The following is a 24,859-nucleotide window of genomic DNA, read 5'->3' as shown; positions in this document are numbered from 1 at the left end:
TCGGCGTGGCAGGCGCGCGCACCGCCGTCGTGCGGGTAACGTCTCGTCACGTGAGATCTACTCGTCAGTGTTCGCGTTCAGCGTGCGCGCACTCAGCCGCAGCGACGCTGACCTATGTTTACGTGGACTCCACTGTGGTGGTCGGACAACTTGCCGCGAGCGCCGAGCCCCACAGCTATGACCTGTGCGTCGACCATGCGGAACGATTCACTGCGCCGCGTGGCTGGGACGTCGTCCACATTCAGCAGGAGTACGTCGACAACGGCCCGTCCGAGGACGACCTTGAAGCCTTGGCCAACGCCGTACGCGAGGCCGGTCGCCCGCGCCAGGAGGCGGTTCAGCCCCCAGCCCCCGTCGCATCAGAGCCGCGTCGCGGTCACCTGCGTGTGGTGGGCGGCAGTATCTAGCCTCGGGCGCCGCCCGGCGTCCTGCCTAGTACCCTGGTGCCGTGACTGACAACGCCGACGCCGCCCAGTATCCCGACCTCTCCGGTCTCATCAAGTCGTATGACGTACGGGGAATCGTGGGTGAGTCGCTCACCGACGAGGTGGCACGCGCCATAGGCGCTGCTTTCGCCGATGCCGTGGTGGCGCCGGATGGGGCACCTCAGGTGGCCGTGGGTCACGACATGCGCGACTCGAGCCCGGGCCTCGCAGCCGCAGTGAGGGCGGGCCTGCACGACCGTGGCATCGACACTGTCGACATCGGCATGTGCTCGACCGATGGCCTGTACCACGCATCGGGTGTGCTAAATATGCCAGGCGTGATGATCACTGCCAGCCACAATCCCGCCGCTTACAACGGCATGAAGATGTGCCGTGCCCTCGCCCGCGCGGTGGGAGAAAGCACCGGACTCGGCGACGTCCGTGCGCTCGCGAGCAAGTACTTGGGTGAGGCAATCCCCGTCGCGGAGCACCGCGGTGTAACGACGGTGCGCGACATGCTCCCGGAATACTCTGCCTTTCTGCGCAAACTCGTTGACCTCAGCGGAATTCGCCCGCTCAAGGTGGTCGTGGACGCTGCGAATGCGATGGGGGGTTACACCGTTCCCGCAGTGCTCGGCACTGCGGCCGGACTGGCAGAGTTGCCGATCGACATCATCCCGCTGTACTTCGAGCTCGACGGCACATTCCCCAATCACGAGGCGAACCCGTTGGACGCCAAGAACCTGGTGGATCTGCAGGCCGCCGTCATCGCACACGGTGCGGACATCGGCCTCGCCTTCGACGGGGACGCGGACCGCTGCTTTGCAATCGATCAGAATGGTGCCGTCGTCCCAGCATCGGCGATTACGACGCTGGTGGGGCTGCGTGAGGCCAAGCGCGAGCTCGGTCACGGCGAGCAGCCCACTGTCATTCACAACCTCATCTCTTCGCGCGCGACGAGCGAGCAGTTGCGCGAGGCCGGCGCGACCACTGTGCGTGCCAAGGTGGGGCACAGCAACGTCAAAGCCGACATGGCGCAGCACAACGCCGTCTTTGGTGGCGAGCACAGTGCGCACTTCTACTTCCGTGACTTCTTCTACGCCGACACCGGCATGCTGGCGGCCATGCACGTGCTCGCGGCGCTTGGCGAGCAGGACGGGACTCTCAGCGAGCTGCTGTCGGACTACACGCCCTACTCGGCATCGGGGGAGATCAACTCACGCGTGGATTCGGTATCCGAAGCGCTTGCGCGGGTTCACGCCAACCACGTTGACGCGACCACCGAGATTGACGAGTTCGACGGGCTGACTGTCACCCACTGGGACGACACAGCTGCTGCCGACCTTCAGTGGTGGTTCAACGTACGCGCCTCCAACACGGAGCCTTTGCTGCGCTTGAATGTGGAGGCGGGCACGGAGGCCACCATGGTGAGTGTGCGGGACGCGGTCCTCTCAACTATCAGGGGTGAGTAGATGTCTACTGACGGCTCGACCAAAGCGATTGTCGCTGCGCTAAGCGCCAACCTCGGCATCGGCGTCACCAAGTTCGTCGCCTTCGGCCTGACCGGCGCATCGTCGATGCTCGCCGAGGCAATCCACTCCGTCGCAGACTCGGGCAATCAGATTCTGCTGCTGGTGGGCGGCAAGCAGGCACGCAAGGAAGCCGATGCCGAGCACCCCTTCGGCTACGCCCGCAACCGGTACTACTACGCCTTCCTCGTCGCGGTCGTGCTGTTCTCGCTCGGTGGCCTATTCGCGCTGTACGAGGCGTGGCACAAGTTCCAGCATCCCGAGCCGATCGAGTCCTGGCTATGGGTTCCCATCGCGGTGCTTGTCATGGCGATCTGCCTCGAGGGCTACTCTTTTCGCACCGCAGTCCACGAGTCCAACAAGGTGCGCGGCAAACTTGGCTGGCTCGCCTTCATCCGCAAGTCGCGCTCGCCCGAACTGCCCGTGATCTTGCTCGAGGACTTTGGTGCTCTGCTGGGCCTGTTCTTCGCGCTCTTTGGTGTCTCGATGACGCTGATCACCGGCAACGGCTTGTGGGACGCCGCGGGAACCGCGATGATCGGACTGCTGCTCGTCATCATCGCCATCGTGCTCGCACGGGAGACCAAGTCCATGTTGATGGGCGAGTCTGTGACCGAGGAGGATGATGCCCGTATTCGAGCCGCCTTCGCGGAATCTGAACTTGGCGACATCATTCACCTACGCACCATGCACCTGGGCCCTGATGACGTCCTGGTGGCGTGCAAGGTGGGTGTGCGTCCCGGCGCGACCATCGAGCACATTGCCGCGCACGTCGACGATGCCGAGCGCCGCATCCGTGCTGAGGTACCCGCCGCGCGACTCATTTTCATTGAGCCAGATCTTCGTCACGCCACTACGGCCGGCGAGCTGACAGACGACGGCGGGGCCGCGCGCACCGCCACTGATTCTGCAACCACTAAGGAGCACTAGTACTCGTGAGCGCAACCGACTCAACCACCCCCAACGACTACGTCATCGCGGACCTCGCGCTAGCGGAAGCCGGTCGCCACCAGATCCGCCTGGCCGAGCAGGAGATGCCGGGACTGATGTCCTTGCGCGAGGAGTTCGGGGCGGCCCAGCCGCTTGCTGGCGCGCGTATCGCGGGCTCGCTGCACATGACCACCCAAACCGCGGTGCTGATCGAGACGCTGACTGAACTGGGCGCCGACGTGCGCTGGGCCTCGTGCAATATCTTCTCCACCCAGGACGATGCCGCGGCGGCAATCGTGGTCGGCAAGGGCACCTATGCGTCACCTGACGGAGTGCCGGTCTTCGCCATTAAGGGCGAGACCATCCGCGAGTACTGGGAGTACACCGATCAGATCCTCACATGGGACGGGCACGACGGCCCCACGATCATCCTCGACGATGGTGGAGACGCCACGTTACTCGTGCACGAGGGAGCCAAGGCAGAGCAGGCGGGGGTGGTTCCCGCTCCGCTCGAGGAGGAGGACCCGGCCTACAACGCCGAGGTCGAGGGCATGCGCGCGGTCATCCGTCGCTCCCTGGCGACAGACCCCACCCGCTTTACCCGCATGGCGGCAGGCATCGTTGGCGTCTCCGAGGAGACCACCACAGGCGTGCACCGCATGGAGCAGATGGCCGTGCGCAGCGAGTTGCTGTTCCCCGTCATTAACGTCAACGACTCCGTCACCAAGTCCAAGTTCGACAACAAGTACGGCATCCGTCACTCGTTGCCCGACGGCATCAATCGCGCGACTGACGTCCTCATGGGCGGCAAGGTCGCGTTCGTGTGCGGGTACGGCGACGTGGGCAAGGGTGCCGCCGAGGCGCTTCGAGGCCAGGGCGCCCGCGTGATCGTCAGTGAAGTCGATCCTATCTGCGCGCTGCAGGCGGCGATGGACGGCTACGAGGTCGCGCTCCTCGAGGACTACGTGGCACGCGCCGACTTCTTCATCACCACCACGGGCAACAAGGACATCGTCCGCGTCGAGCACATGGCGGCGATGAAGGACAAGGCCATCGTGGGCAACGTCGGCCACTTTGACAACGAGATCGACATGGCGGGGCTGGGACGCTCCGGCGCCAAGCACACCCCCATCAAGCCGCAGGTCGACGAATGGGTGTTCCCTGACGGCCACAGCATCATCGTGCTGTCCGAGGGCCGCCTGCTGAACCTCGGCAACGCGACGGGCCACCCTAGCTTTGTGATGAGCGCCTCGTTCACCAATCAGGTAATGGCACAGATTGAACTGTGGACTAACCTCGCCGAGTACCCGCTTGGCGTACACCGTCTGCCCAAGGTGCTTGATGAGAAGGTCGCACGCCTGCACCTTGACGCTCTTGGTGTGCGCCTGACGGAAATGACCACGGACCAGGCTGACTACCTAGGCATCGATGCCAGCGGACCGTTCAAGGCGGATCACTACCGCTACTAGCGGTCGCTAGTTTTCGACGTCGGGGATACCAAAGGGAAGTGACCGCACCAGAGCGGAGTCCGCGTCGCGACGGCGGGTACGGTTCATCTCGATTCCGTACTCGCGGTCGCGACGCGCGACCAGCACGCCTGCGATAAACGTCTCGGGGTGGGTTCCCGGCGGCGGACCAGGGGCGACGTATTCGTTCAACTGGTTCGCGATCTGTTGTCCAAGGCGTAGGCGTGACAACTGGTGCATGCTGGTGGCCCGCGCTAAGAACATGCGTGAGGTCAGCGCGAGGCCATCGGGAAGCCGGCGGAAGTCCGCGGTGGTCGCCCAGCCTTCGAGTCCGTAAGGCATCGACAGCGGCGGTAACGCACTCCTGCCTCCGCGCGTGCGCATCGCATAAGTCCCAGCAAGGTAGTCGCCCATGCGCTTGCCGCGGCGGCTGAACATCGAGGTGGTGACCGCAATCAGGCCCAGCGTGAGGTACTCCTCCAGCAGCGCCGCGGTGGACCGGGCAAGGGCAAAGCGGAAGGAGATGGGGCCGCCATCGTCCCGGACTATGCGCAGCCCCGCGGCCAGGCGCCCCAGTGACTTACCCCGTGTGAGCGTTTCGACGCCAGCCGGTAGCAAAACGAGCACGATGACCAGCCAACCGATCCCGATCGCACGTACGGCGGCATCGTTCAACTGGCTCGATGCGCGCAGGATGAAACCCATAGAGACCAGAAACCCGATGCCGTAGGTGAGGACATCAATCGCTCCGGAAAGCATGCGCATTGTGACGGGAGCGGCGCCTGCGTCCAGCACTACTCCTTCGCCAATGAGCAACTCATCTTCGATGATTGTCACGACTGCCCCCTTTTTCGCTCCTGATATGGCATCGTAGCGGGGTGGACATTGATTCGTTCCAGGCTGTGCGTGAGCCGCGGTGGAACCGGCTAAAGGAACTCGCGGGCGCGCGGCGTCTTACCGGCGCCGAGGCAGACGAGCTGACTCGCCTGTATCAGTCGACTGCCGGTGACCTCTCCGCGATTCGCTCGGCGGCACCCGAGCCTTCGCTGGTGTCGCGGCTGTCGATGACGCTCGCCAGCGCGCGGGTGTGGCTCACGGGCGCACACCAGGTGTCTACCCACGAGTTGCGCCGCTTCGCCACCTACGGTGTCGCTGCGGCGATGTACCGCGTGCGCTGGTGGGGGGTGGCCGTCTCAGCGGCCGTGGTGCTGCTAGGTGCGCTCAGCGCCTGGTGGACGGTGACGCATCCCGACTCTCTCGCCCTCATTGGCACTGCCGCGGATCGCGCGCAAATTGCCGACCACGAGTTCGCGAGCTATTACACGGACTACGACTCGACGTCCTTTGCCGCGACCGTCTGGACCAACAACGGCTTCCTCGCGTTCCAGTGCATCGCGTTCGGGTTAACCGGCATATATCCGCTGATCCTCATGTACAACACGGTGCTCCAACTTGGAGTTGCGGCCGCGGTGATGACCGAGGCGGGCCGCCTCGACGTGTTCTTCCAGTTGATCATCCCGCACGGGTTACTGGAACTCAGCGCGGTCTTTGTTGCGGCGGGAACTGGTCTGCGGCTGTTTTGGGTGATGCTGTCTCCGGGTGCGCGCACGCGCGGTCAGGCGCTGGCCGAGGAGGGTCGCACGGCCTTCGCGGTCGCCATCGGCCTCGCGGTGACGCTGTTCGTCTCCGGCCTCATCGAGGGATACATCACCGGATCAACGTTGCCTTGGGGAGTGAAGATTGCCATCGGTGCCGTCGCCTTCGTCGCATTCTGGCTCTACATCTTCGTGATCGGCCGGATCGCGACCCAACACGGCATGACGGGAGACACCGAGGGAGACTTCGCGGTCGACACCGTAGCGGTGGCCGGGTAGCGACAAGCACACCCGCGGCCGATGCCGTGGCCGGCAATGGCCGGGACATGTGACGAAGTTGGCACCACACTGCCCGTGACAGATGCGGTGGCGACTGACTAGAGCCGGCCCGCGGCCTTGAGTGCGAGGTAGCGATCCGCGACAGCGGGCGCTAGATCGTCGGGAGAGGCCGTCACGACCTCCGCAGTGAGCTGGCGTAGTCGGGTAGAGACGGTGTCTCGCTCGAGAGCGCCCCGAGCTGCAGCGCCGGCGGCATAGAGCTCGTGCGAGTCTTCGCGTCCCTTGAGCATCTGCTCCACCTCGGGATCGTTGACGGAGGCCACCATCACCACGTGCGACTGCGAGAGCGCAGCCACCGCTTCCAGTAGGCCGCTGTCCGCGGTAGAGGTGTCGATGGTGGTGAGCAGCACGACTAATGAGCGCTGAGACAGGCGGCTCTGAACCAGTCGCACGACTCCAGGCCAGTCGGGCTCCAGCAGTTCCGGCTCAACCCCAGCCAGCGCGGAGGCCAACTGCGGCATGACGCCGGCGCCCGTGGTGCCGAGGGCACGAGCGCGCTCGACTCGGTCGTACGCGGTGACCTGAACACGGTCCCCGGCGCGGGTTGCCAGCGCGGTCAGGAGAAGCGTCGCCTCAATCGACGCATCGAGGCGGGGCGCGTCTCCCACACGCGCTGCTGACAGGCGCGAAGTGTCGAGGGCAATGAACACGCGCCGGTCGCGCTCGGGACGGTACGTGCGCACCACTACATCGGCTCGGCGGGCGGTGGCGCGCCAGTCGATTGAGCGCACGTCGTCACCAATGACGTATTCACGTAGCGAATCGAACTCTGATCCAGCGCCCTTCAACTGAACTGCACTCTGACCGTCAATCTCACGAAGGCGCTGCAGACGCGAGGGCAGGTGTCGCCGGGAGGCGAATTCGGGGAGCACGCGCAATGTGTCGCTCACGACGACTGACTGCTGACGCCCGCCAAGTCGCAACGGCCCCTGCAATCGCAACGTGATGCGGTCTGCGTGCCTGTCGCCGCGTCGGGTAGGACGAAAGTGGGTATCGAATGTCGCTCGAACACCGCTGGCCAAGTTCAGCCGATGCCGAGTGTTGCTCGCACCCGCGGAAGGTTGCCAGGCATCGCGCACGGCGCCCCGGACGCGACGCTGACCGTTGTTGACCACGGTGACAGATCCCGAGGTTGACTCCGTGAGTCGCACCGAGCCGGGAACGGTCCGCCGTACGCCAAGTGTCGATGGCTTAGGAGCCAGGCCGGCATCGATGACCGCTAGCGCGACCACGGCAATCATCCACAGCCAGGTCACTCCACGGTCCTGGGTGATGATGGCGGGCACGGCACCGAGCGCCGCGAGTAGCACCGTCCACCCCGTGATGTACATACGAGTCCTTAGCGTGGGACCGGGACGGACGCGAGCACCGAGGCGAGGACTGCGGAGGTGGTGACTCCTTCGAGTTCCGCCTCCGCCCGCATCTGCATGCGGTGGCTGAGTGTCCACCCGGCGAGTGCCTTCACGTCGTCCGGGGAGACGAAGTCGCGGCCACGCATCCATGCCCACGCGCGGGCCGTTGCCATGAGGGCGGTGGCGCCACGAGGCGACACTCCTAGCGATACCGAGGGTGCCTCGCGGGTAGCCCGGCAGATGTCGACGATGTAGCTCACGACGTCGTCTGAGATGCTGACTTTGGCCACCTCAGCACGTCCCTGGTCGAGGTTCTCGATGGAGGCTACCTTCTGGACCCCGGCGGCGACTAGGTCCCGTGGGTTGAAGCCTGCCGCGTGGCGAGCGACCACGGCACGTTCGGCGTCGCGGTCCGGCATGGGAACCGTGAGCTTGAGCATGAAGCGGTCCAGTTGAGCTTCGGGAAGCGGGTAGGTGCCTTCGTACTCGACGGGATTCTGCGTCGCAATGACCAGGAATGGGTCCGGCAGCGGCCGCGACTCGCCATCGACCGTCACCTGACGGTCCTCCATGGCTTCGAGCAGTGCGGACTGAGTTTTGGGGGGAGTGCGGTTGATTTCGTCGGCGAGCAGCAAGTTGGTAAAGACCGGGCCCTCGCGGAACGAGAAGGCCGCCGTGCGGGCGTCGTAGACCAGCGACCCGGTGACGTCGCCTGGCATGAGGTCGGGCGTGAACTGAACCCGCTTGAAGTCCATTCCCAGGGTGTGTGAGAGAGTCCGTACCAACAGCGTCTTCGCGACGCCGGGTACCCCCTCCATCAACACGTGGCCCTTGCATAGCAGGGCGATGACGAGCCCCGTCACAACCTGATCTTGGCCGACGACCGACTTCCCTACTTCGGTGCGTAGACGAGCAAGTGCCTCGCGCGCTTCGGAGACGACGGGCTCGGGAGCCGGTGCTGTGGTCGGCGTGAGCATGGGAGCGGCAGTGGTCACCGGGTCGTGCACGGGCGCGTCGGTTGACGGCGAGTGTGGGGTGAATGGCTCGGCGCTAACGGGCTCAGGGTTGGATGGCTCCTCGTGGGTGCCGGGGGTGTCCTGGGGGTTGTCGCTCACGGTTGGTGAACCTCACTTTCGAGTTGGTCGAGTCTTTCAACTAGTTGCATCATGGCAGTCTCATTTGCGGGCGGTGGACCGTAGAGAAGTGCGTCCACGTCGCCGCTGTTGCGCCCGGTGGTGCGCGTGATCGCCTCGAGCAGTCCGGCCTTACCCGCTGCGCGGGGTACCCCTAATCGTTGGCCGATTCTGAGCGCGACGAGCCCACGAATCGCGGCTGTGGATCGGCCGGTGGCCCTTGCTCGGCGATACAGGCGGGCACGGCCGCGCGTCGCCTCTGAGGATCGCACTACGACGGGCAGCGGCTCCGTGACCAACGGCCCAAACCGTCGCGCTCGCCAGAAGGCCGCGATGAGCGCCGCGAGGCCGAGCGCGAAGAGCGCGTCTGCGGTGCCCGGCGGGAGGAAATTTGGGTTTGTCGTGATCTTGTCGGGAGCCAACCCATCATCGCCCCAGGTCAGAGTGGTCGTATCCGCGTAACTACCCACGTACCAGGTTACGGACTCGTGGCGCCCCATGGCGCGCAACGTGAGCGCTGCATTGCCGAGTTCGTCGAGCTTGTCGTTGGTCGCGATGTGGGGATTGGCGAGGAAGATGCGTGCACCGAGGTCGGTCTCTACCCGTGCGTAGGCATATCCGCCCTCGGCATCGGGGAAGCACAATTCGGCATCATGAGGGGCCAATCCGCCTATGGAGATGGAGTCCTCGCCGGTTCTGGTTTCCTCCGCCGCGACGGCGTCCGGGTCCGCGCATTGAGCGACGACGGTCGCTCCCGGTTCGGCATATTCGTAGTAGAGGTCGGGGCCAGCGGCCTCGAGCGCATCTGGGGTGAGCCCCAAGTACACGATGTCACCTGGGTAACCCGCGATTGAGTCCGATTGAGCACTGGAGAGGAAGGTCGAGCTCGCGACGATGACGAGCGTGGTGTGCTTCGGATCCTCGATGCGCGCGTCGCTGAGCAGGTTGACCTGGCGTACGCCCACGCCCTGATCACGGAGTATCTGAGCGACCGCGTGTGCTCCGTTCGGAGCGGTGTTGTCGATCGACAAATCCTGGTTGTCGGCGGGACGCGACTGGGTGACAAGGATGGTGATGATGATTGCGAAGATCGCAAGGCCCACAAACAGCAGAGGTGAACGGCGGGCGCGGGCGGTGATGGTGGGGCCCGCCGTGGCACTCACATAGTCACGCTGTCCAGCGTCGATGCTCATGTGCTGACCACCCGTCGCTTAGCCGCGGAACGAATCGCCGCGAAGGTGCTCACGGCATGCCGGAAATCGTCCTCGGTGGTGGCCCGCCTGCCGTAGCGTGCATCGTCGAATGCGTCGGCATCTGTAGCGATCCCGTCCGCGACCCGGGGGAGGGCGCGGCTGGCCAGGACGGCGGCCTCGTGCGCGGTCATGCCTGCGTAAATGTCGATGCTGCCGCGTTCGTCCAGATGGCGCACCATCGCTCGGTAGAGGTGGACCAGGGCTGTGGTCCAGTCTCCCGCAGCGGCTGCCTCGTCCGCGGCGCTCGCGAGTGCTGACGAGTCACGCTCGTCACCCCCAAAGACTTCGGCATCCGAGCGTGATCGACGCGATCGACGCAACGGGCCCACCACGATCCACACGACTACCGCTACTAGGGCGATTCCGAGCACCACGAAGAGGAGCATTCCGGGTACCCCGAGAGAGCCAATATTCCCTCCCACGCGACCAACGCCCTCGAAAAGGTCCATGAGCCATTGCCAGAAGGCCTCGAGCCAGTTCGAGCCTGCTCGGGTGTATTCACTCTTCGCGAGCTCGTTGATCGCCCATTCGCGCGCAGTATCGGCATCCGGATCCACCGGGATAGAGGCCCAGACCACTTAGCGTCGGCTCCGCGCCTCGGCAGCGCGCGCGAGGTCGAGGTCGAAGCCCTCGTGGCGCATGCGCATGTCCGTGTAGAGCAACGTGAATAGCGATCCCATGTACGCGTAGGTCACCACGAGTGCGACGACAATGGCGAGTCCATAGATTACAAAGAAAACGATCAACTGGATGGCGCTACCCTCTGGTGCGACTGCTAAGCCCAGCATGGCGAACATCTGTCCACCGCCTTGCAGCATTGCAGTAGCAATATAGATCAGCGTGCTCGAGACAAACACGATGAGAACCGACCACCAGAACCGGCCCTTGACGAGGCGCCACGCTCGCCCCAGCGCAGCGAACGCGCCAATCTGCTCGAGCACGATGATGGGTTGCGCGAGGCCCATGATCATCGCGACAACGAAGGTGGCGGGGCCCAGAATCACCAGCACGAGGACAATGCCGAGCACCATCCACACGGCCTCATTAGAGCCAATTCCATAAAATAGGGGGATGGCGGCGAGCACTATCACGACGCCGAGCGCCACTGTGGTGACGACGTAGAGCAGCAGGATGTGCCCGAACTTAGCGCGCACCTGATCCCATGCGGTACGAAGCGTGATGCGCTCGCCCAGGACGGCGCGCGCCACGCCCGGCGCGACAATGGCGCTCGACAGAACGCTGGCGAGCAACGTGGAAACCATCGCGAGGAGTCCGACAATGACCGTCGAGGCCTGAATGCTAGTGCCGACGCTAGTGACGCTTGTGAGGCCCAGTTGAGGATCGTTGAACAGTAGCCACAAAGCGGTAACCGATAACGCGGTGGCTAGCAGCGTGAATAGCAGCGGGCCGCCGAGCACCACGCTGCGATTGAATCGCATGGCCTTGAACGGCGCGGACAAGAAGTCCCCGAACGACAGGGGTCGTAGCGCGACGATTCCTGGCTGCCACGAGCGGAAAGTCGGCAGCGGGGCGGGCGCGGTGGCGACGCCATACTGGCCGTAAGCCTGCGACGGTGCCCCCTGCTGCGGCGCCGCGTACTGGGAAGGCTGCCCCGGCATCGGCGGAGCAACTGAAGGCGTCGGATCTGGCGCCTTTGCGTGCGTGGTGGAGGGCGCTTCTACCGTTGGCGGCGCCCACTGGGGAGCATTCTGGTGCCACGAGGGTGCGCCTGATGCCTCGGGTTCAGATTTGTTGTCTTCGTCCACTCGTACGTCCTCCCTGACGTCGACTATCTTGCCATGGCGCCGGGACAAACACGCAGGTGGCTGTGGACTGCCGCGATTCTGACGGCATAATGGCTGTATGACGTCTCGAATCTTAGTGGTCGACGATGACCCTGCAGTCGCGGAAATGATCGGCATTGTGCTGCGAGCCGACGGTTTCGACACGGTATTTTGTGACCACGGTGACCGGGCGCTTGGGATCTTTCGCGCCGAAGAACCCGATGTGGTCCTGCTCGACCTCATGCTGCCGGGCAAGAGCGGAATCGACATCTGCCGCGAAATTCGGGCCGAGTCGGGTGTGCCCATCATCATGCTCACCGCGAAGTCCGACACAGTGGACGTGGTCCTTGGTCTTGAGTCAGGTGCCGATGACTACGTTCCCAAGCCATTCAAGCCGCGTGAGTTGATAGCCCGCGTGCGTGCGCGCTTGCGCCGCAATGACAACGCGGCGCCAGGAATCGTGCGGGTTGGCGACCTCGAAATCGACGTGACCGGTCACCGCGTGACGCGTGACGGCGAGATGATCCCGCTGACGCCGCTCGAGTTCGACGTGTTAGTCACCCTCGCGCGTTCGCCGGGCCAGGTATTCACGCGTGAGGTGCTGCTCGAGGACGTCTGGGGCTACCGCCACGCCGCGGATACGCGCCTCGTCAACGTCCACATTCAGCGGCTGCGCGCCAAGGTCGAGCTCGACCCGGAAAACCCTAAGATCGTGCTGACCATCCGCGGAGTGGGATACAAGGCCGGCGGCCCCACCTCTTGATTGGCTGCGCGCCATGAAGGTCACCGCGCGCGCGGTCCGGGCGACCATCGTCGGACCTCCCCGCAGGGTGTGGCGCAGGTGGAGCCGGTCAATGATGCTCCGGCTTGTGGTTACCACGCTCGTGGTGGGCTTGGGCGCAGTGGCACTGCTTGGTGCATACCTGACAAGTCAGATTCGCGACGGACTTGTCGACACTCGCGTGGAGCGGATTCTTGCCGAGAGTGCACGGGACTCCACCGCCGCGCAGGCGCAGATGAATGCCGCCACTGCGGAGACACCGGGAGAACTGCAACTTCTGGTGTACGACACCATCGATGCGCTCCAGGTGCTCGGAGGCGACGGCCGTGGGCTAGTGCTGCTGCCGGATCCGGGCAACAGTTCAAACCTGGTTCTGAATACCCTGACCTCGAGTTCGCCTACCGTCGTGAGTCCCGAGATGCGCGAGGCTGTCGAGGCAGGCTCTGCTCAGCCGTGGCAATTCGTTGAGATCCCCGGCACCGAGGTCCCTGGCGTGGTGGTGGGTTCGTCGCTCGAGATCCGGTCTGCAGGCGAGTACGAGCTCTATTTTGTCTACTCGCTTGAGGACGAGCAAGAGACACTGAGCCTGATTCAGCAGGTGCTGGCGTTTGGTGCAGGTGCGCTGGTCGCATTGGTGGTGTTCATGGCGTTTATGGTGACTCTGCAGGCGGTGCGGCCGGTGCGCGCGGCGGCCCGTGTGGCATCCCGGCTTGCGGACGGGCGGCTCAGTGAACGCATGCCGGTACGGGGAAACGATGAGATGGCGACGCTCGCGCGTACCTTCAACGAGATGGCGGAGTCACTTCAACGCCAGATCACCCGCATGGAGGGGTTGTCGCGCCTGCAGCGTAGGTTCGTGTCCGACGTCTCCCACGAACTGCGGACACCACTCACGACCGTCCGCATGGCATCGGACATCCTGTACGACGCACGGGACACGTTCCCGCCCGACGTCTCGCGGTCCGCGGAGCTGCTTAACAATCAGCTCGACCGCTTCGAGACCCTTCTCGCGGACCTCCTGGAGATTTCGCGAATCGACGCTGGTGCTGCCAGGCTCGAGTTTGACCGCATCGACCTTGGCGACGTAGTCCGCGAGGAGATTGAGGCCATCCTGCCGGCGATCAAGGACCATGGCGTCAAGATTCGGCTATGGATGTCGCCGGGGACGCACATGGCCTCGATGGATCGCCCTCGCGTCAGCCGAATTGTGCGTAACCTGCTGTCCAACGCCGTCGAGCACGCTGAGCGAAAGCCCATCGACGTAGCGGTCGTGGCGGGCAAGCGTGGCGTCGGGCTGGTCGTGCGTGACTACGGCGTTGGCCTCACGCCTCAGCAAGCTGAACGCGTCTTCGATCGATTCTGGCGAGCCGATGCCGCGCGGGCGCGAACCATGGGTGGCACCGGTCTGGGGCTCTCCATCGCACGCGAAGACGCCACCTTGCACGACGGCAAACTCGAGGCCTGGGGTTCGCCCGGCAACGGCGCTAGTTTTAGGCTGATGTTGCCGCGCACTTCACGTGGGCTCGGCCAGCAACCCGTGATGCCGCTCGTCTTGCGTGAGGCAGAGTTTGGGACAGTGGGGGAGCGAGTGCCGCTGTCCACTGATTTCGCCGAGGGGGTAAAACCATGACCGCTCGCACCACTGAGGACGCGCGCCGGTTTGGTCCGCGCCGCACCTGGGGACGCCTGGCGGCAGCAATCGCCGCGGCGACGCTGGCGCTCGCGGGCTGCGTTTCCATTCCCGATGCGGGACCCGTCGAAGAGGGCGACGGCCAGGTGCCGGATACCAACCCGGTCTTGCCGTTCGCCGAGGGGCCCCAGGTGGGCGACAGCCCGATCGCCATCGTCAGCGGGTTCCTCACCGCATCGGCCGCGGGCTTCGCCTCGAATTTTTCCGTGGCCCGCGAATACCTCACGCCGGAGGCAAGCAACGAGTGGGATCCCTCCACGCGAGTGCTGGTTTTTGACTCCGGCGCGTTGACTCCCGACTGGGACGAGGCCACCAACGCCATTCAATACTCGGTTCCTGTTGCCGCCGAGGTTGACAGCGCGGGAGTGCTGGTCGAGTCCACCGACGGCACGCGTGAGCCGATCACCTTCCAAGTAGTTCAGAACACCTATGGCGAATACCGAATCTCGGAACTCGACAACGGCGCCGTCATTGCGCAGGCCAACTTTGACCACCTCTTCTTGCCGGTACCGCTCGCCTTCGCGTCGATGGATTCGACCACCATCGTGCCTGACTTGCGTTGGCTGCCCCAGAACAATGGGCCAACGTGGGCGACGCGGGAACTGATTGCCGGGCCGTCTCCATGGCTCGCGAGTGCGGTCAAGACTGGTTTTCCCGCGGGTGCCGCGCTTGAGCTCGACTCCGTAGTAGTGACGGATGGAATCGCCGCCGTGCAGCTCAATACCGAGTCCGCGGGCACCCCTGGCCAGCGCGCGCTTGCCCAGGAGCAATTGACGCGAACTCTCACCACGTTGCCCGGCGTCGTTGCCGTCACCGTCACGGCCGGTGGTGTCGCGCTCGGAGGGGACGGCAGCGTCGAGCTCAGCCCCGCTCCGATTCCAGACAATGATGCGGCGGTGATCGTGGCCGCCCGCCTAGGAACGTGGGACGGCACTCAGATGTGGGTGGCGCCGGACTCTGAAGGGTCCCTGCCCGCCAATGCGAGCCATGTGGCTCGCTCATTTGGGGGCGCCATGGCGGCCTTCCTCGTGAACAACTCTGTCCTGGCAGCATCGCCTGCACTCCGAGGTGGCGTCGAGAGCCTGGAACCGATGACGCCCGAACTGGCGCCCCCCGAGAACGCGATGGACTATACGACGCTTTACAGCGGTAACCGTCTCGTTGGGCCGTCGTACGACCGCCAGGGCTGGGTGTGGACTGCAGAAAACGCGAACCAGGGGCAGCTTGTCGCGGTGCGCCCCAGCGGAGACCAGGCGGACATTGACGCGAGGTGGCTCGAGGGCCGCACCGTGCAGGCGGTCGCGGTGTCCCGCGACGGTACGCGGGTGGTGGTGCTGTCGCGCGAAGGCGGCCAGCAACTCGCGGAGGTCGCCGCCGTAGTGAGGACCGAGGGAGGCGTGCCCCTGACGCTCGGTTCGCCGCTGTCTGTTGGAGTGGATGTCACGACCGCCGTCGACGCGCAATGGATCAATGACCTGAGCTTTGCGATTCTGGGTGAGGCGCAGGAGGAAGTGCCCTCATCGCTCTGGATTGCCACGGTTGGTGGCGAGACCGTACTCGAGTCCGCCACCGTGGGCGCCAAATCAGTTACGGCGCGCCAGGGAGAGAGCTCACTCACCACGGTGGGAGAGGACGGTTCGGTGCGCACCCGCGTCGGAACAGGCTGGGAAGAAATCCTGATCGAGGTCACGGATCTTGAGTACGCGGGCTGACGGTCAGACTGGGCCGACGCACCAGCCGTGGTGCACAGGCCCTGGGGCATCTCAGACACCCAGCGGCTAGCGGTGCGGACGGGCAGCCATCGATGTCAGCCTGACACAGTGGGAGCATGAGCCGCCTCCTCGCCAACGCATCGAGTGTCGCAATGACCGGCGCCCGGGAACTGGCCCGCCTCATCGTGCCGGTGTGCTGCCCCGGGTGCGGCCGCGACGACGTGCGGTGGTGCGACGAATGCGAGGCGCCATGGTGGGAGGACCCGTATCGCAGTGAGGAGAATGCGCCGCGGCTGCATCGACTAGGGGAGGTGCCGATCGCGGTCTGGTCGATCGCGGAACTGGAGGGCTCTCCGCAGTTGATGATTGAGGCGTGGAAGGACTCTCAGCGGCGCGACCTGGACTCGTTCTTCAAGGAGGCGATGGCGCGCGCAGCCGGCAGCGTCGCCGCTGAGATCACCACGGCCAAAAGAATCGCAGTGATCGCATTGCCTGCGCGACGGTCATCTACGCGACGACGGGGAGTGGATCTGCCCGCCATGCTCGCGACTGCTTGCGCACAGCGGTGGCGCGCCGCAGGATCCGATGCGGTGGCGGTGCCCGCCTTGACGATGCGGAGGGCGGAGTCGCGGGGTCTGTCGGCCCGTGAACGGTGGCGGGGCGCGCAGCAGTCCATGCGACTGAGCCGCCCGGTAGATGGCACCAGAGCGGTGGTGCTGGTCGATGACGTGATGACCACGGGCGCGACGCTGGCGGCGGCTCGAGACAGACTCGAGGCTGCCGGAGCAGTGGTGTGTGCGGGACTCACTCTCGCCACGGCGCCAATGCGAGGCAAGAGTCCCTCGGTGGGGTTAGGGTGGGAGTCAGAGGCCGACGAATTGTCGGACACCTTCGATGGTAGAGGGGGTGATTGAGCAGGCGCTGAACGCGCCGCTGACATCATGCCCTGAGCGCTAGCCGCTCATATCGACGAAGGAGTACCCGAACATGGACATCGCGATTGTTGGACGTCACACCAAGGTTTCTGAAGACGTACGCCAGAAGATTCTCGATAAGTTGGACAAGGTAGACACTCTCGCCCCCAAGGCGACGAGGGCCGAGGTCCACGTGGTGCACGAGCGGAACCCACGGCTGTCATCTGATCGCGAGCGAATAGAGATCACTCTCTACGACCACGGGGTGGTTCGCGTCGAGGCCGCCGCCGACGATCGCCTGGTAGCGCTCGACGCCGCGGTTGCGCGATTGACCGAGCGACTACGCAGGCAACACGAGCGCAAGGCGCACCGTCACAACAACACGCCGCCGCTGCACGCCGTGCCCATCGCGGACATCGAAGCGACACTTGATATGCCGGCAAAGGAGCCGAAGGCCGACGAGCAGGTGGCCAGCGTGGAGTCATGGGAAGGTGCTCCCGAGGGCAACACTCGCGAGGTGCCGATCGATGGCACGCCCATCGTGATTCGATCAAAAACCCATGAAGGCGCCCCGATGTCGGTTGCCGACGCGATCGACCAGATGGAGCTAGTGGGACACGACTTCTTCCTGTTCCACGACATTGAGTCCGGACTCGCGTCAGCGGTCTACCGTCGACGAGGCTGGACGTACGGCGTGATTCACCTTGAATCCACGGTCGCAGAGCCCACGTCCATTGAGCGTGACAAAGTCGAGGATGGCCAGCGCGAGAGCGCCTAACGACAGTTCCTCCTGTAACGACAAGGGCGCATCTTCCCCGCGGGGGAGATGCGCCCTTTCGTGTGCGCCGGCGGTCTATCTGGCCGGCATAGGCGGCAACGCGTACGCCGTGAGCGAGACGACACCTTGAAACCTGTAGAAGCGCCTACGATGGTTGACGGAACCGTACGCCCTGACTGGAGTATTCGTGGCTGTTTTAGATCGCATCATCCGCATCGGCGAGGGACGCGAACTGCGTCGCTTGGAAAAAGCCGTGACGCAGACCAACTCGCTCGAGCCCATTTACGAGCAGATGACCGACGACGAGTTAAAGGACCTCACTGAGTCCTTCAAGGAACGCCGGGCAGAAGGCGAGAGCCTTGATTCCCTGCTTCCTGAGGCTTTCGCAGCGGTGCGTGAGGCCTCGCGACGCACGCTCGGTATGCGTCACTTCGACGTGCAGATCATGGGCGGCGCCGCGCTCCACAACGGAAACATTGCCGAGATGAAGACCGGTGAGGGCAAGACTCTAGTCGCCACCCTTCCCGCATATCTCAACGCGCTAGATGGCAAGGGCGTGCACGTGGTGACGGTGAACGACTATCTCGCTCAGTACCAGTCTGAGCTGATGGGTCGGGTGTTCCGCTTCCTCGGCATGGAGACCGGTGTCATCGTCTCCGGCCAAACCCCTCCCGAGCGCAAGGTGCAGTACGCGTGTGACATCACCTACGGCACCAACAACGAGTTCGGCTTCGACCACCTGCGCGACAACATGGTGATGGACCCCTCGCAGCTCGTGCACCGTGGCTACCACTACGCGATCGTCGATGAGGTCGACTCGATCCTGATCGATGAAGCGCGGACGCCGCTGATCATCTCGGGCCCCGCGCAGGGCGACAACGGCAAGTGGTACACCGAGTTTGCGCGGCTCGTGGGTTCTATGAAGCTCGACGAGGACTACGAGGTGGAAGAGGCCAAGCGCACCGTCGGAATCCTCGAGCCCGGCATTGACAAGATCGAACAGGCGCTGGGTGTGGCGAACCTCTACTCGCCAGAGAACACGCCGCTGATTGGTTACCTCAATAACGCGATCAAGGCCAAGGAGCTCTTCAAGCTCGACAAGGACTACGTGGTGCAGGGCGGCGAGGTCGACATCGTTGACGAGCACACCGGCCGTCTCCTCAAAGGCCGGCGCTACTCCGAGGGTCTCCACCAAGCAATCGAGGCCAAAGAGGGCGTCGAGATTAAGGCGGAGAATCAGACCTACGCCTCGATCACGCTGCAGAATTACTTCCGCCAGTACAACAAGTTGTCCGGCATGACGGGTACCGCCCAGACCGAAGCCGCTGAGCTCAGCGCGACCTACGGCCTGGGAGTTATCCCCATTCCCACCAACAAGCCCATGGTGCGCATTGACCAGGCAGACCTCCTCTACAAGAGCCAGGACGCCAAGTTCAATGCGCTGATTGATGACATCGTCGAGCGCAACCAAAACGGGCAGCCGGTCCTCGTGGGTACCGTGTCCGTCGAGAAGTCAGAGGTACTGTCCAAAGTGCTGCGTCAGCGCGGCATCCAGCACAATGTTCTCAACGCCAAGCAGCATGAGAGCGAAGCCTCCGTGGTCGCCGAGGCGGGACGCAAGGGCGCTGTGACCGTGGCAACCAATATGGCTGGCCGCGGTACCGACATCATGCTTGGTGGCAACCCGGAGTTCCGTGCGGTGGCAGAGATGCACAAGCGTGGAATCGACGCCGCAGAGAACCCGGAAGAGTACGAGCGGGTGTGGAACGAGGTTTTCGAGCGTGAGCAGCACGCGGTTGAGGCCGAGCATGACGAGGTCCTCGCCGCCGGCGGGCTCTATGTGCTGGGAACCGAACGCCACGAGTCGCGCCGCATTGACAACCAGCTGCGTGGACGCGCGGGCCGCCAGGGTGACCCTGGCGAGTCGCGTTTCTACCTCTCGCTCGACGATGACCTGATGCGCATGTTCCAGTCGGGCCTTGCCGCTCAGGTAATGAACTCGAGTGCGCTTCCCGACGACATGCCGATCGAGTCGAAGGTGCTGACGCGCGGCGTGCGTAGTGCGCAGGCGCAGATCGAGGGGCGTAACCACGAGGCACGCAAGAACGTCCTCAAGTATGACGATGTGATGAGTGAACAGCGCACTGTCATCTTCGCAGAGCGCCGCCGAGTGCTCGACGGCGAGGACTTCCGGGACCAGATGCTCGAATTCGTCGACAACGTGACGGGCGAGTATGTGGAGTCCGCCACCCAGGTTGGCAACCCCGATGACTGGGACCTCGAGGCGCTGTGGAAGGACCTACGGACGGTGTACCCGGTATCCGTCACGATCGATGAGATTGTCGATGAGGCTGGCGGTGTGGGCGCGCTGAACACCAACTTCCTCAAGCGTGAACTCCAGGCCGACGCGAAGGTGCAGTACGAGGCCGTCGAAGATCGCCTTGGCGGTGACCTCATGCGCACCGTCGAGCGCCAGGTCGTGATGCAGGTACTCGACCTTAAGTGGCGCGAGCACCTCTATGAGATGGATTACCTCAAGGAGGGCATCGGGCTGCGTGCAATGGGCCAGCGTGACCCGCTCATCGAGTACCAGCGTGAGGGCTACCAGCTCTTCGAGGCGATGACTGACTCCATCAAGGAGCACTCCCTACAGATCCTGTACCGCGTCGAGAAGCGTGAGCCGGCAACAGCCGACCAGGCCGCTCAGCCCGCTGCCGGGCCAGGTATCCGCGCGACTTCTCCGACGGGCGAAGTCACTCAGGTGGGTGGCGCGGGAACCCAGGCGCCTCGCCGGATGGCCGCTGGCGCGTCAACGAGCACCGGAACCAGCGGAATGATGCAGGCCAATATGGGTGCGCTCACCTACTCGTCGCCGTCCGAGGACGGTACCGCGAAGGTGACGAAGCCCAAGGCTCAGCAGACCGCAGCCAAGACCGAGGCCGATGGCGGTACCTTCCCAGGGACCGCGAAGAACGCCCCCTGCCCGTGTGGGTCTGGTAAGAAGTACAAAATGTGCCACGGGAAGAATGAGGCCTAGCCCACTTCAATCGTCGTCACGAGCCACCGCCCGGCCGCGTCCTCCAATCGCATTGCGATTGCTCGGGCGCGGCCGTCGCAGTAGGCGACGATGCTGACCTCGGCCGCGCGGGCGCTGACCCGGCATACCCGCGCGCGTTTGATCGCGACCGGAGGAGAAGAGATTCTACCGGCGCGCCGTGCGAGAGAGTGTTGCTGAGCGAGGCTCTCCCGGACCTCGGGACTGAGCCAACGCACCAGTGACTCGATGGTGCTGGCGCCCAAGACGGTCTCGAGAGCGGCTTTCGCCACTGTGCACGCCAGCGGAGCTGGATCCCCCAATGGTTTGCGGCGCCGTGCGTAAAGGTCCGCCCGTCTGACCGTGTCGCCCTGTGCAGGTGTCCGAACAGGCGCAATTGCCCTCGTCGCAGTCGACGAACGGGGGGTCGCCGGCTGTGCGGGCTCAACTGTGGCGCGCATCGCTGTCATGACAGCAACTCCGCTGGGACGTCGAGAGTCTGGCCCGCGTAGATGAGCGAGGGGTTGTCCCCAATCGCCCGCTTGTTCGCGCGATACAACAATGGCCACGCGTGCGCGATGTCGGCCTCAGACGCGGAGTCGGGGAGCAGTCCTTCGCAGATCAGCCACAAGGAGTCGCCGCGCCGTACCTTGACGGTTTTGACCGTTGGCTTCGATTTTGTCGTGGAGTTGGAGTTGGAGTTGGATTTGGCGTGCGGCTCGTCCTGAAGTCGCTGCATCGTTGTCGAGAAGGTTGCCGTGGCATGGGTTCCCTTAGCAGTGCTCAGCGGGGACGCAAGCTCGGTTGAGGAGGCGCCAGGGCTGTCCACCCAGCCTGCTGAAGTGACCGCGAAGGCTGCCCCGGCATCGGGCTCCGCATCAGTGATATCGGTGGCGGTGGCGAAGGACGCGGTGGCCATCGATGCGCCAATTGCCCCGCCCACAGCCACGCCGACGACCTTGCGCCACAGGTGTGGGGTGCACCGACCGAGCCAGCGGGGAATCCCATGAGCGCCGCGCCGCCGCGCCAGTAGGAGGGGAACCGAACTCAACGCCAGGTATGCAGCGGTGACCGCACCGAAGGCCGTCACCACGGTTCCCATCGCCGAATCAACCTCAAGGGGCTGTGCGGTGACGGCTCGCCAGGAGTCCAGCGTTGCCACGGCGAGCCACCACGCGGCGGGCCAGGTGAGGAGAAGTAGGAGCCGGGCAGCCCAGGTGTAACCGCGGGAGGGGGCGTCATTCTCTGAGAGGTACATTTCGTGTCCTTACATCGCGTTTGATGTCTTTTGGTATTACTAGATGTACCTTAATATGCTTTGCGTGTCCATCGGTGGGGCATGCGGCTGTGGAAACGGCTGGCGGCGTAGCGTGTTCCTATGCGCTGGAATGACCTCTTTGCCGACCTCGAGGGCCAACTGGGTGCGGGTGTGGATGCCCAGTTCGCCACGGACGTGGCAGAACGCACCCGTGGAGAGCGTGCCGCAATACCCTTCGCGTCGCGCTTGGCCGCGGGAGTCGGGTGTGCCGTGATGGTGACACTTGCTGATGGCGAGAAGGTGTCCGGACTCCTGACGGAGGTCGCAGCAACCTGGATCCTAGTAAATGAGGAGCGTCGCCAGTCGTGGATTCCGACTCGCGCGATCGTGGCCGTGGTGGGGCTTAAGGTTCGTGCCGCTGACCTCTCCGCGGTGGCCCGCGGACTTACCATGGGCCACGCGCTGCGGGCGCTCTCGCGGGACCGAGCGCAGGTAGTGATTGTTACGACGTCGGGGACCTGGCCGGGTGTGATCGCCCAGGTGGGCGCGGACTACGTCGAGATCGGCAACCTCAAGGCGCGGACCACTACGGTAGTCCCTTTCGGCACGATAGTGCGGGTGACATCGGTAGGCTTCGCGGGCGAGTGAAGAACGTAGCGATGTGGCTTGCGTCGGCCCTACTTCTCGGTGGGGATGCGCGACCTTGCGGCCTCGTACTGACGCTGGATGTAGCTCTCTAACTCGGTAGCCTCGACGCGCCATTGGCCGCGGCCACCCACCTGGATCGCGGGGAGGTCCCCCGATCGCACGAGTGCGTACGCCTGGGGCGAACTGATGTTGAGGATCTCCTGTACATCGGTCAGGAGGAGGAAGCGTGGCGTCATGACTTCATTGTGGCACGGCGGTGAGACAAGCCAACGTTTTCCACAACCGGTTGGCGCTTGCGCACAAAACCGGCAAGATGGTGGGCAACCGAGTCAAGGGAGATCTCATGAGTGGCACTTCCGGTCCCGTGGCGGGGCGACTGAAACGGCCGTCTTGGCGCGACCCGCGTCTACTCATCGGCCTGGTGCTTATCGCCGTCGCAGTCGTGGCGGTATCGGCTTCCATTCGGGCGTCCGATTCTACGGAGCCGTATTACACGGCTATTAAGGTGCTGACTCCTGGCACGGAGGTCTCCGAGTCTGATGTTGCCGTCACCAGAGTGAGAGTGGCACCTGACGTGTACGTCTCCGCTCAGGGCGACCCACCCTGGGGGCAGGTCGTCACCCGAGTGATCGGAGAAGGTGAGCTACTGCCTACCGATGCCGTGACGGGGGCTTCGGAAGTCGACGTGCGGGCGGTGGCAGTCCGTACTCAGAACCCTTTGGCTCAGGACATTGAGTCAGGCAGCGTGGTAGATGTGTGGCTGACAACGGGCAACGACGGTAGTCCGGTGTCGACTCCAGTTGCGGAGGGGCTGATTGTCAGTCAGGTGGAGCAAGAGGACTCCGCCTTTACAGTAGGCGCTGCGCAAACGGTTTACGTCTTGGTGCCGCAAGACTCGATGAGCGATTTCCTCGGTGCGGTGGCCACGGAGGGCGAGATCTCGATAGTCGGCCGAGCGGCGGGTGGAGAAGGATGAGCACAGCCGTCGCGGTCGCCATCATGGGAGACGGTGAGAGCTCGGTCGCGGGTGCCATCGAAGCGCACCCGCAACTGGCTCTGATTCGCCGCTGCGCCGACCTCGCCGAGGCACTCGCCCTCGCCCAAGCGGGGATGGTGGGTGTGGTGGTCCTATCAGACCAGCCACGCTTGAACAGGGCCGTGCTTGGCGAGTTTGCCGCCGCGGGGGTCGCGCTGGTCGCCGTACCCTCCGCCGGCTCCGCGAGCCGTGAACTGCAAGCATTGGGCATCGAGCATGTGATGGACGCTGGTGCGGAGCCCGACACGATCGCCGATCGTGCTGCAGTAGTTGCTCATACCGTCAATCCGGTTCCGGCCGCTCTCGAGAGTGTCCCGGCCATACCGGCTGGAGACGGGGTCGTGATCGCAGTCTGGGGGCCCACCGGCGCACCTGGGCGCACCACGCTGGCCGTGAACATCGCCTCGGAGTGCGCGGTGGGTGACGGCGAGGCGATCGTGGTCGACGTCGATACTTATGGAGGAGCTGTCGCTCAGGCATTGGGCTTGCTCGACGAGGCGCCTGGAGTTGCGGCGCTCGCGCGCGCCTCCCTCCATGGCACGCTGACCGACGATGTGCTGTGGCGGCATCTGCTGGCAGTAGGCGAGGGGTTGAAGGTGCTATCAGGAATTTCCCGCGCGGACCGCTGGCCCGAGTTGTCGCGCAGCGCCCTCGATGGGGTCTGGCCCTTGCTGCGCCGCTACAGCCCTGTCACCGTCGTGGACTGCGGTTTCTCGGTCGCACAGGACGAGGAGGCGCTGTATGACACGCGCGCACCGCAACGCAACGGCGCGACACTGAGTGCGCTCGCCGCCGCCGATGCCGTGGTCGTCGTGGGGTCTGCCGAGCCACTTGGCATCCAGCGCCTTGTGCAGGCGCTTGCGGAGCTCGACGAGGTGGCCGAGCTCATGTGCCCGCGCCTGGTGGTAGCGAACCGAGTGCGCTCTTCCGTCGCAGGTCGCCACCCTGAAGAGGCGATCGCGGATGCCTTGGCCCGCTACAGCGGCGTGGAGAAGGTCTGGATGGTCCCCGCGGACGGCAAATCCTGTGACGCGGCGACACTCGCGGGCCAGTCACTACGCGAACGCGTACCTCGCTCACCCGCACGGCGGGCGATCGCAGTCGTTGCCGCTGCGGCACTGGTAACAGCCCAGGAGTCTCGCGCGGAAATGGCTCCCATGAGTGAGTCCCCGCGCGCCGTCGCGGCTACCCTGACAGACTGA

Annotated in this window: 23 protein-coding genes; 14 read left to right on the top strand and 9 right to left on the bottom strand. The window is 64.5% G+C overall.

Annotated elements, in window-relative coordinates; genetic code table 11:
- Window positions 1-5: 5 nt before the first annotated feature.
- The 4 genes from AOP77_RS09795 to ahcY are packed head-to-tail and all read left to right on the top strand — an operon-like array spanning window position 6 to window position 4,353.
- On the top strand, window positions 6-407 hold the full coding sequence (locus AOP77_RS09795; RefSeq protein ID WP_439644705.1) for a DUF3499 domain-containing protein: 402 nt from the start codon (window positions 6-8) through the stop codon (window positions 405-407).
- 41 nt (window positions 408-448) lie between these two features.
- Window positions 449-1,897: a phosphomannomutase/phosphoglucomutase gene (locus AOP77_RS09790; protein WP_062213056.1), complete on the top strand. Its 1,449-nt coding sequence runs from the start codon at window positions 449-451 to the stop codon at window positions 1,895-1,897.
- Window positions 1,898-2,884 (top strand): cation diffusion facilitator family transporter, encoded by a 987-nt coding sequence (locus AOP77_RS09785; RefSeq protein ID WP_062213054.1) that lies wholly within the window; start codon window positions 1,898-1,900, stop codon window positions 2,882-2,884.
- 5 nt (window positions 2,885-2,889) lie between these two features.
- Window positions 2,890-4,353, top strand: coding sequence for an adenosylhomocysteinase (ahcY, locus tag AOP77_RS09780; RefSeq protein ID WP_062213053.1), 1,464 nt, complete (start codon window positions 2,890-2,892; stop codon window positions 4,351-4,353).
- 6 nt (window positions 4,354-4,359) lie between these two features.
- Here the strand turns inward: ahcY and AOP77_RS09775 are convergent, their stop codons facing one another.
- Complete coding sequence (locus tag AOP77_RS09775) at window positions 4,360-5,187, bottom strand: RDD family protein (RefSeq protein WP_062213052.1); 828 nt, start codon at window positions 5,185-5,187, stop codon at window positions 4,360-4,362.
- Between the two features lie 41 nt (window positions 5,188-5,228).
- Between AOP77_RS09775 and AOP77_RS09770 the strand changes: the two genes are divergently transcribed.
- Window positions 5,229-6,224 (top strand): stage II sporulation protein M, encoded by a 996-nt coding sequence (locus AOP77_RS09770; protein ID WP_062213051.1) that lies wholly within the window; start codon window positions 5,229-5,231, stop codon window positions 6,222-6,224.
- A gap of 98 nt (window positions 6,225-6,322) precedes the next feature.
- On the opposite strand, the gene AOP77_RS09765 is transcribed toward AOP77_RS09770, so the two are convergent.
- From AOP77_RS09765 to AOP77_RS09745, 5 genes are all read right to left on the bottom strand, one after another.
- The gene (locus tag AOP77_RS09765; protein ID WP_062213048.1) at window positions 6,323-7,615 is read right to left on the bottom strand and encodes a DUF58 domain-containing protein; all 1,293 of its coding nucleotides are present in this window, start codon (window positions 7,613-7,615) and stop codon (window positions 6,323-6,325) included.
- Window positions 7,616-7,623: 8 nt separating this feature from the next.
- Window positions 7,624-8,613 (bottom strand): AAA family ATPase, encoded by a 990-nt coding sequence (locus tag AOP77_RS09760; RefSeq protein WP_062213465.1) that lies wholly within the window; start codon window positions 8,611-8,613, stop codon window positions 7,624-7,626.
- Between the two features lie 134 nt (window positions 8,614-8,747).
- Entirely contained in the window at window positions 8,748-9,962 is a 1,215-nt protein-coding gene (locus AOP77_RS09755) for a DUF4350 domain-containing protein (protein WP_062213046.1), read from the bottom strand.
- Window positions 9,959-10,600 carry a DUF4129 domain-containing protein gene (locus AOP77_RS09750; protein WP_062213044.1) on the bottom strand — a complete coding sequence of 214 codons (642 nt, stop codon included), beginning with the start codon at window positions 10,598-10,600 and terminating at the stop codon, window positions 9,959-9,961. The genes AOP77_RS09755 and AOP77_RS09750 overlap by 4 nt, the downstream gene beginning before the upstream one ends.
- On the bottom strand, window positions 10,601-11,641 hold the full coding sequence (locus AOP77_RS09745; protein ID WP_062213041.1) for a hypothetical protein: 1,041 nt from the start codon (window positions 11,639-11,641) through the stop codon (window positions 10,601-10,603). It abuts the gene before it with no gap.
- A gap of 244 nt (window positions 11,642-11,885) precedes the next feature.
- Between AOP77_RS09745 and mtrA the strand changes: the two genes are divergently transcribed.
- From mtrA to secA, 6 genes are all read left to right on the top strand, one after another.
- Window positions 11,886-12,569: an MtrAB system response regulator MtrA gene (gene mtrA, locus AOP77_RS09740; RefSeq protein ID WP_062213038.1), complete on the top strand. Its 684-nt coding sequence runs from the start codon at window positions 11,886-11,888 to the stop codon at window positions 12,567-12,569.
- Between the two features lie 91 nt (window positions 12,570-12,660).
- Entirely contained in the window at window positions 12,661-14,217 is a 1,557-nt protein-coding gene (gene mtrB / locus AOP77_RS09735; protein WP_062213034.1) for an MtrAB system histidine kinase MtrB, read from the top strand.
- Window positions 14,214-15,989, top strand: coding sequence for an LpqB family beta-propeller domain-containing protein (locus AOP77_RS09730; RefSeq protein WP_062213031.1), 1,776 nt, complete (start codon window positions 14,214-14,216; stop codon window positions 15,987-15,989). The genes mtrB and AOP77_RS09730 overlap by 4 nt, the downstream gene beginning before the upstream one ends.
- 116 nt (window positions 15,990-16,105) lie before the next feature.
- Window positions 16,106-16,903: a ComF family protein gene (locus AOP77_RS09725; protein WP_062213028.1), complete on the top strand. Its 798-nt coding sequence runs from the start codon at window positions 16,106-16,108 to the stop codon at window positions 16,901-16,903.
- 73 nt (window positions 16,904-16,976) lie between these two features.
- On the top strand, window positions 16,977-17,681 hold the full coding sequence (locus AOP77_RS09720; protein ID WP_062213025.1) for a ribosome hibernation promotion factor: 705 nt from the start codon (window positions 16,977-16,979) through the stop codon (window positions 17,679-17,681).
- Window positions 17,682-17,868: 187 nt separating this feature from the next.
- On the top strand, window positions 17,869-20,718 hold the full coding sequence (gene secA, locus AOP77_RS09715) for a preprotein translocase subunit SecA (protein WP_062213023.1): 2,850 nt from the start codon (window positions 17,869-17,871) through the stop codon (window positions 20,716-20,718).
- Here the strand turns inward: secA and AOP77_RS12645 are convergent.
- Complete coding sequence (locus AOP77_RS12645) at window positions 20,715-21,008, bottom strand: Rv3235 family protein (RefSeq protein ID WP_062213020.1); 294 nt, start codon at window positions 21,006-21,008, stop codon at window positions 20,715-20,717. The genes secA and AOP77_RS12645 overlap by 4 nt on opposite strands.
- Before the next feature lie 173 nt (window positions 21,009-21,181).
- A complete protein-coding gene (locus AOP77_RS09705; protein ID WP_062213017.1) occupies window positions 21,182-21,973 on the bottom strand; it encodes a LysM peptidoglycan-binding domain-containing protein in 792 nt (263 codons plus the stop codon).
- Between the two features lie 120 nt (window positions 21,974-22,093).
- Between AOP77_RS09705 and AOP77_RS09700 the strand changes: the two genes are divergently transcribed.
- Complete coding sequence (locus AOP77_RS09700; RefSeq protein WP_062213015.1) at window positions 22,094-22,621, top strand: hypothetical protein; 528 nt, start codon at window positions 22,094-22,096, stop codon at window positions 22,619-22,621.
- 29 nt (window positions 22,622-22,650) lie between these two features.
- Here AOP77_RS09700 and AOP77_RS09695 read toward each other — a convergent pair whose 3' ends face one another.
- Window positions 22,651-22,857 (bottom strand): helix-turn-helix domain-containing protein, encoded by a 207-nt coding sequence (locus tag AOP77_RS09695; protein ID WP_062213012.1) that lies wholly within the window; start codon window positions 22,855-22,857, stop codon window positions 22,651-22,653.
- Between the two features lie 107 nt (window positions 22,858-22,964).
- Here AOP77_RS09695 and AOP77_RS09690 point away from each other — a divergent pair, with 107 nt between their 5' ends.
- Window positions 22,965-23,597 carry a hypothetical protein gene (locus AOP77_RS09690; RefSeq protein ID WP_152649856.1) on the top strand — a complete coding sequence of 211 codons (633 nt, stop codon included), beginning with the start codon at window positions 22,965-22,967 and terminating at the stop codon, window positions 23,595-23,597.
- Complete coding sequence (locus tag AOP77_RS09685) at window positions 23,594-24,859, top strand: CpaE/TadZ family protein (protein WP_174435923.1); 1,266 nt, start codon at window positions 23,594-23,596, stop codon at window positions 24,857-24,859. Before AOP77_RS09690 ends, AOP77_RS09685 begins: the two co-directional genes overlap by 4 nt.

Source organism: Demequina oxidasica (assembly GCF_000975115.1).
Taxonomy (GTDB): Bacteria; Actinomycetota; Actinomycetes; order Actinomycetales; family Demequinaceae; genus Demequina; species Demequina oxidasica.
The sequence above is the reverse complement of the archived record's forward strand: the minus strand, read 5'-3'. Positions and strand labels throughout refer to the sequence as shown.

What these genes read in the sequence shown, in the direction of transcription:
- AOP77_RS09785 (WP_062213054.1), top strand. Translation starts at nt 1,898, where the DNA reads ATGTCTACTGACGGCTCGACCAAAGCGATTGTCGCTGCGCTAAGCGCC.
- AOP77_RS09765 (WP_062213048.1), bottom strand. Translation starts at nt 7,615, where the DNA reads ATGTACATCACGGGGTGGACGGTGCTACTCGCGGCGCTCGGTGCCGTG.
- AOP77_RS09760 (WP_062213465.1), bottom strand. Translation starts at nt 8,613, where the DNA reads ATGCTCACGCCGACCACAGCACCGGCTCCCGAGCCCGTCGTCTCCGAA.
- AOP77_RS09755 (WP_062213046.1), bottom strand. Translation starts at nt 9,962, where the DNA reads ATGAGCATCGACGCTGGACAGCGTGACTATGTGAGTGCCACGGCGGGC.
- AOP77_RS09745 (WP_062213041.1), bottom strand. Translation starts at nt 11,641, where the DNA reads ATGCCGGGGCAGCCTTCCCAGTACGCGGCGCCGCAGCAGGGGGCACCG.
- mtrA (WP_062213038.1), top strand. Translation starts at nt 11,886, where the DNA reads ATGACGTCTCGAATCTTAGTGGTCGACGATGACCCTGCAGTCGCGGAA.
- mtrB (WP_062213034.1), top strand. Translation starts at nt 12,661, where the DNA reads ATGATGCTCCGGCTTGTGGTTACCACGCTCGTGGTGGGCTTGGGCGCA.
- AOP77_RS09730 (WP_062213031.1), top strand. Translation starts at nt 14,214, where the DNA reads ATGACCGCTCGCACCACTGAGGACGCGCGCCGGTTTGGTCCGCGCCGC.
- AOP77_RS09725 (WP_062213028.1), top strand. Translation starts at nt 16,106, where the DNA reads ATGAGCCGCCTCCTCGCCAACGCATCGAGTGTCGCAATGACCGGCGCC.
- AOP77_RS09720 (WP_062213025.1), top strand. Translation starts at nt 16,977, where the DNA reads ATGGACATCGCGATTGTTGGACGTCACACCAAGGTTTCTGAAGACGTA.
- AOP77_RS09705 (WP_062213017.1), bottom strand. Translation starts at nt 21,973, where the DNA reads ATGTACCTCTCAGAGAATGACGCCCCCTCCCGCGGTTACACCTGGGCT.
- AOP77_RS09700 (WP_062213015.1), top strand. Translation starts at nt 22,094, where the DNA reads ATGCGCTGGAATGACCTCTTTGCCGACCTCGAGGGCCAACTGGGTGCG.
- AOP77_RS09695 (WP_062213012.1), bottom strand. Translation starts at nt 22,857, where the DNA reads ATGACGCCACGCTTCCTCCTCCTGACCGATGTACAGGAGATCCTCAAC.
- AOP77_RS09690 (WP_152649856.1), top strand. Translation starts at nt 22,965, where the DNA reads ATGAGTGGCACTTCCGGTCCCGTGGCGGGGCGACTGAAACGGCCGTCT.
- AOP77_RS09685 (WP_174435923.1), top strand. Translation starts at nt 23,594, where the DNA reads ATGAGCACAGCCGTCGCGGTCGCCATCATGGGAGACGGTGAGAGCTCG.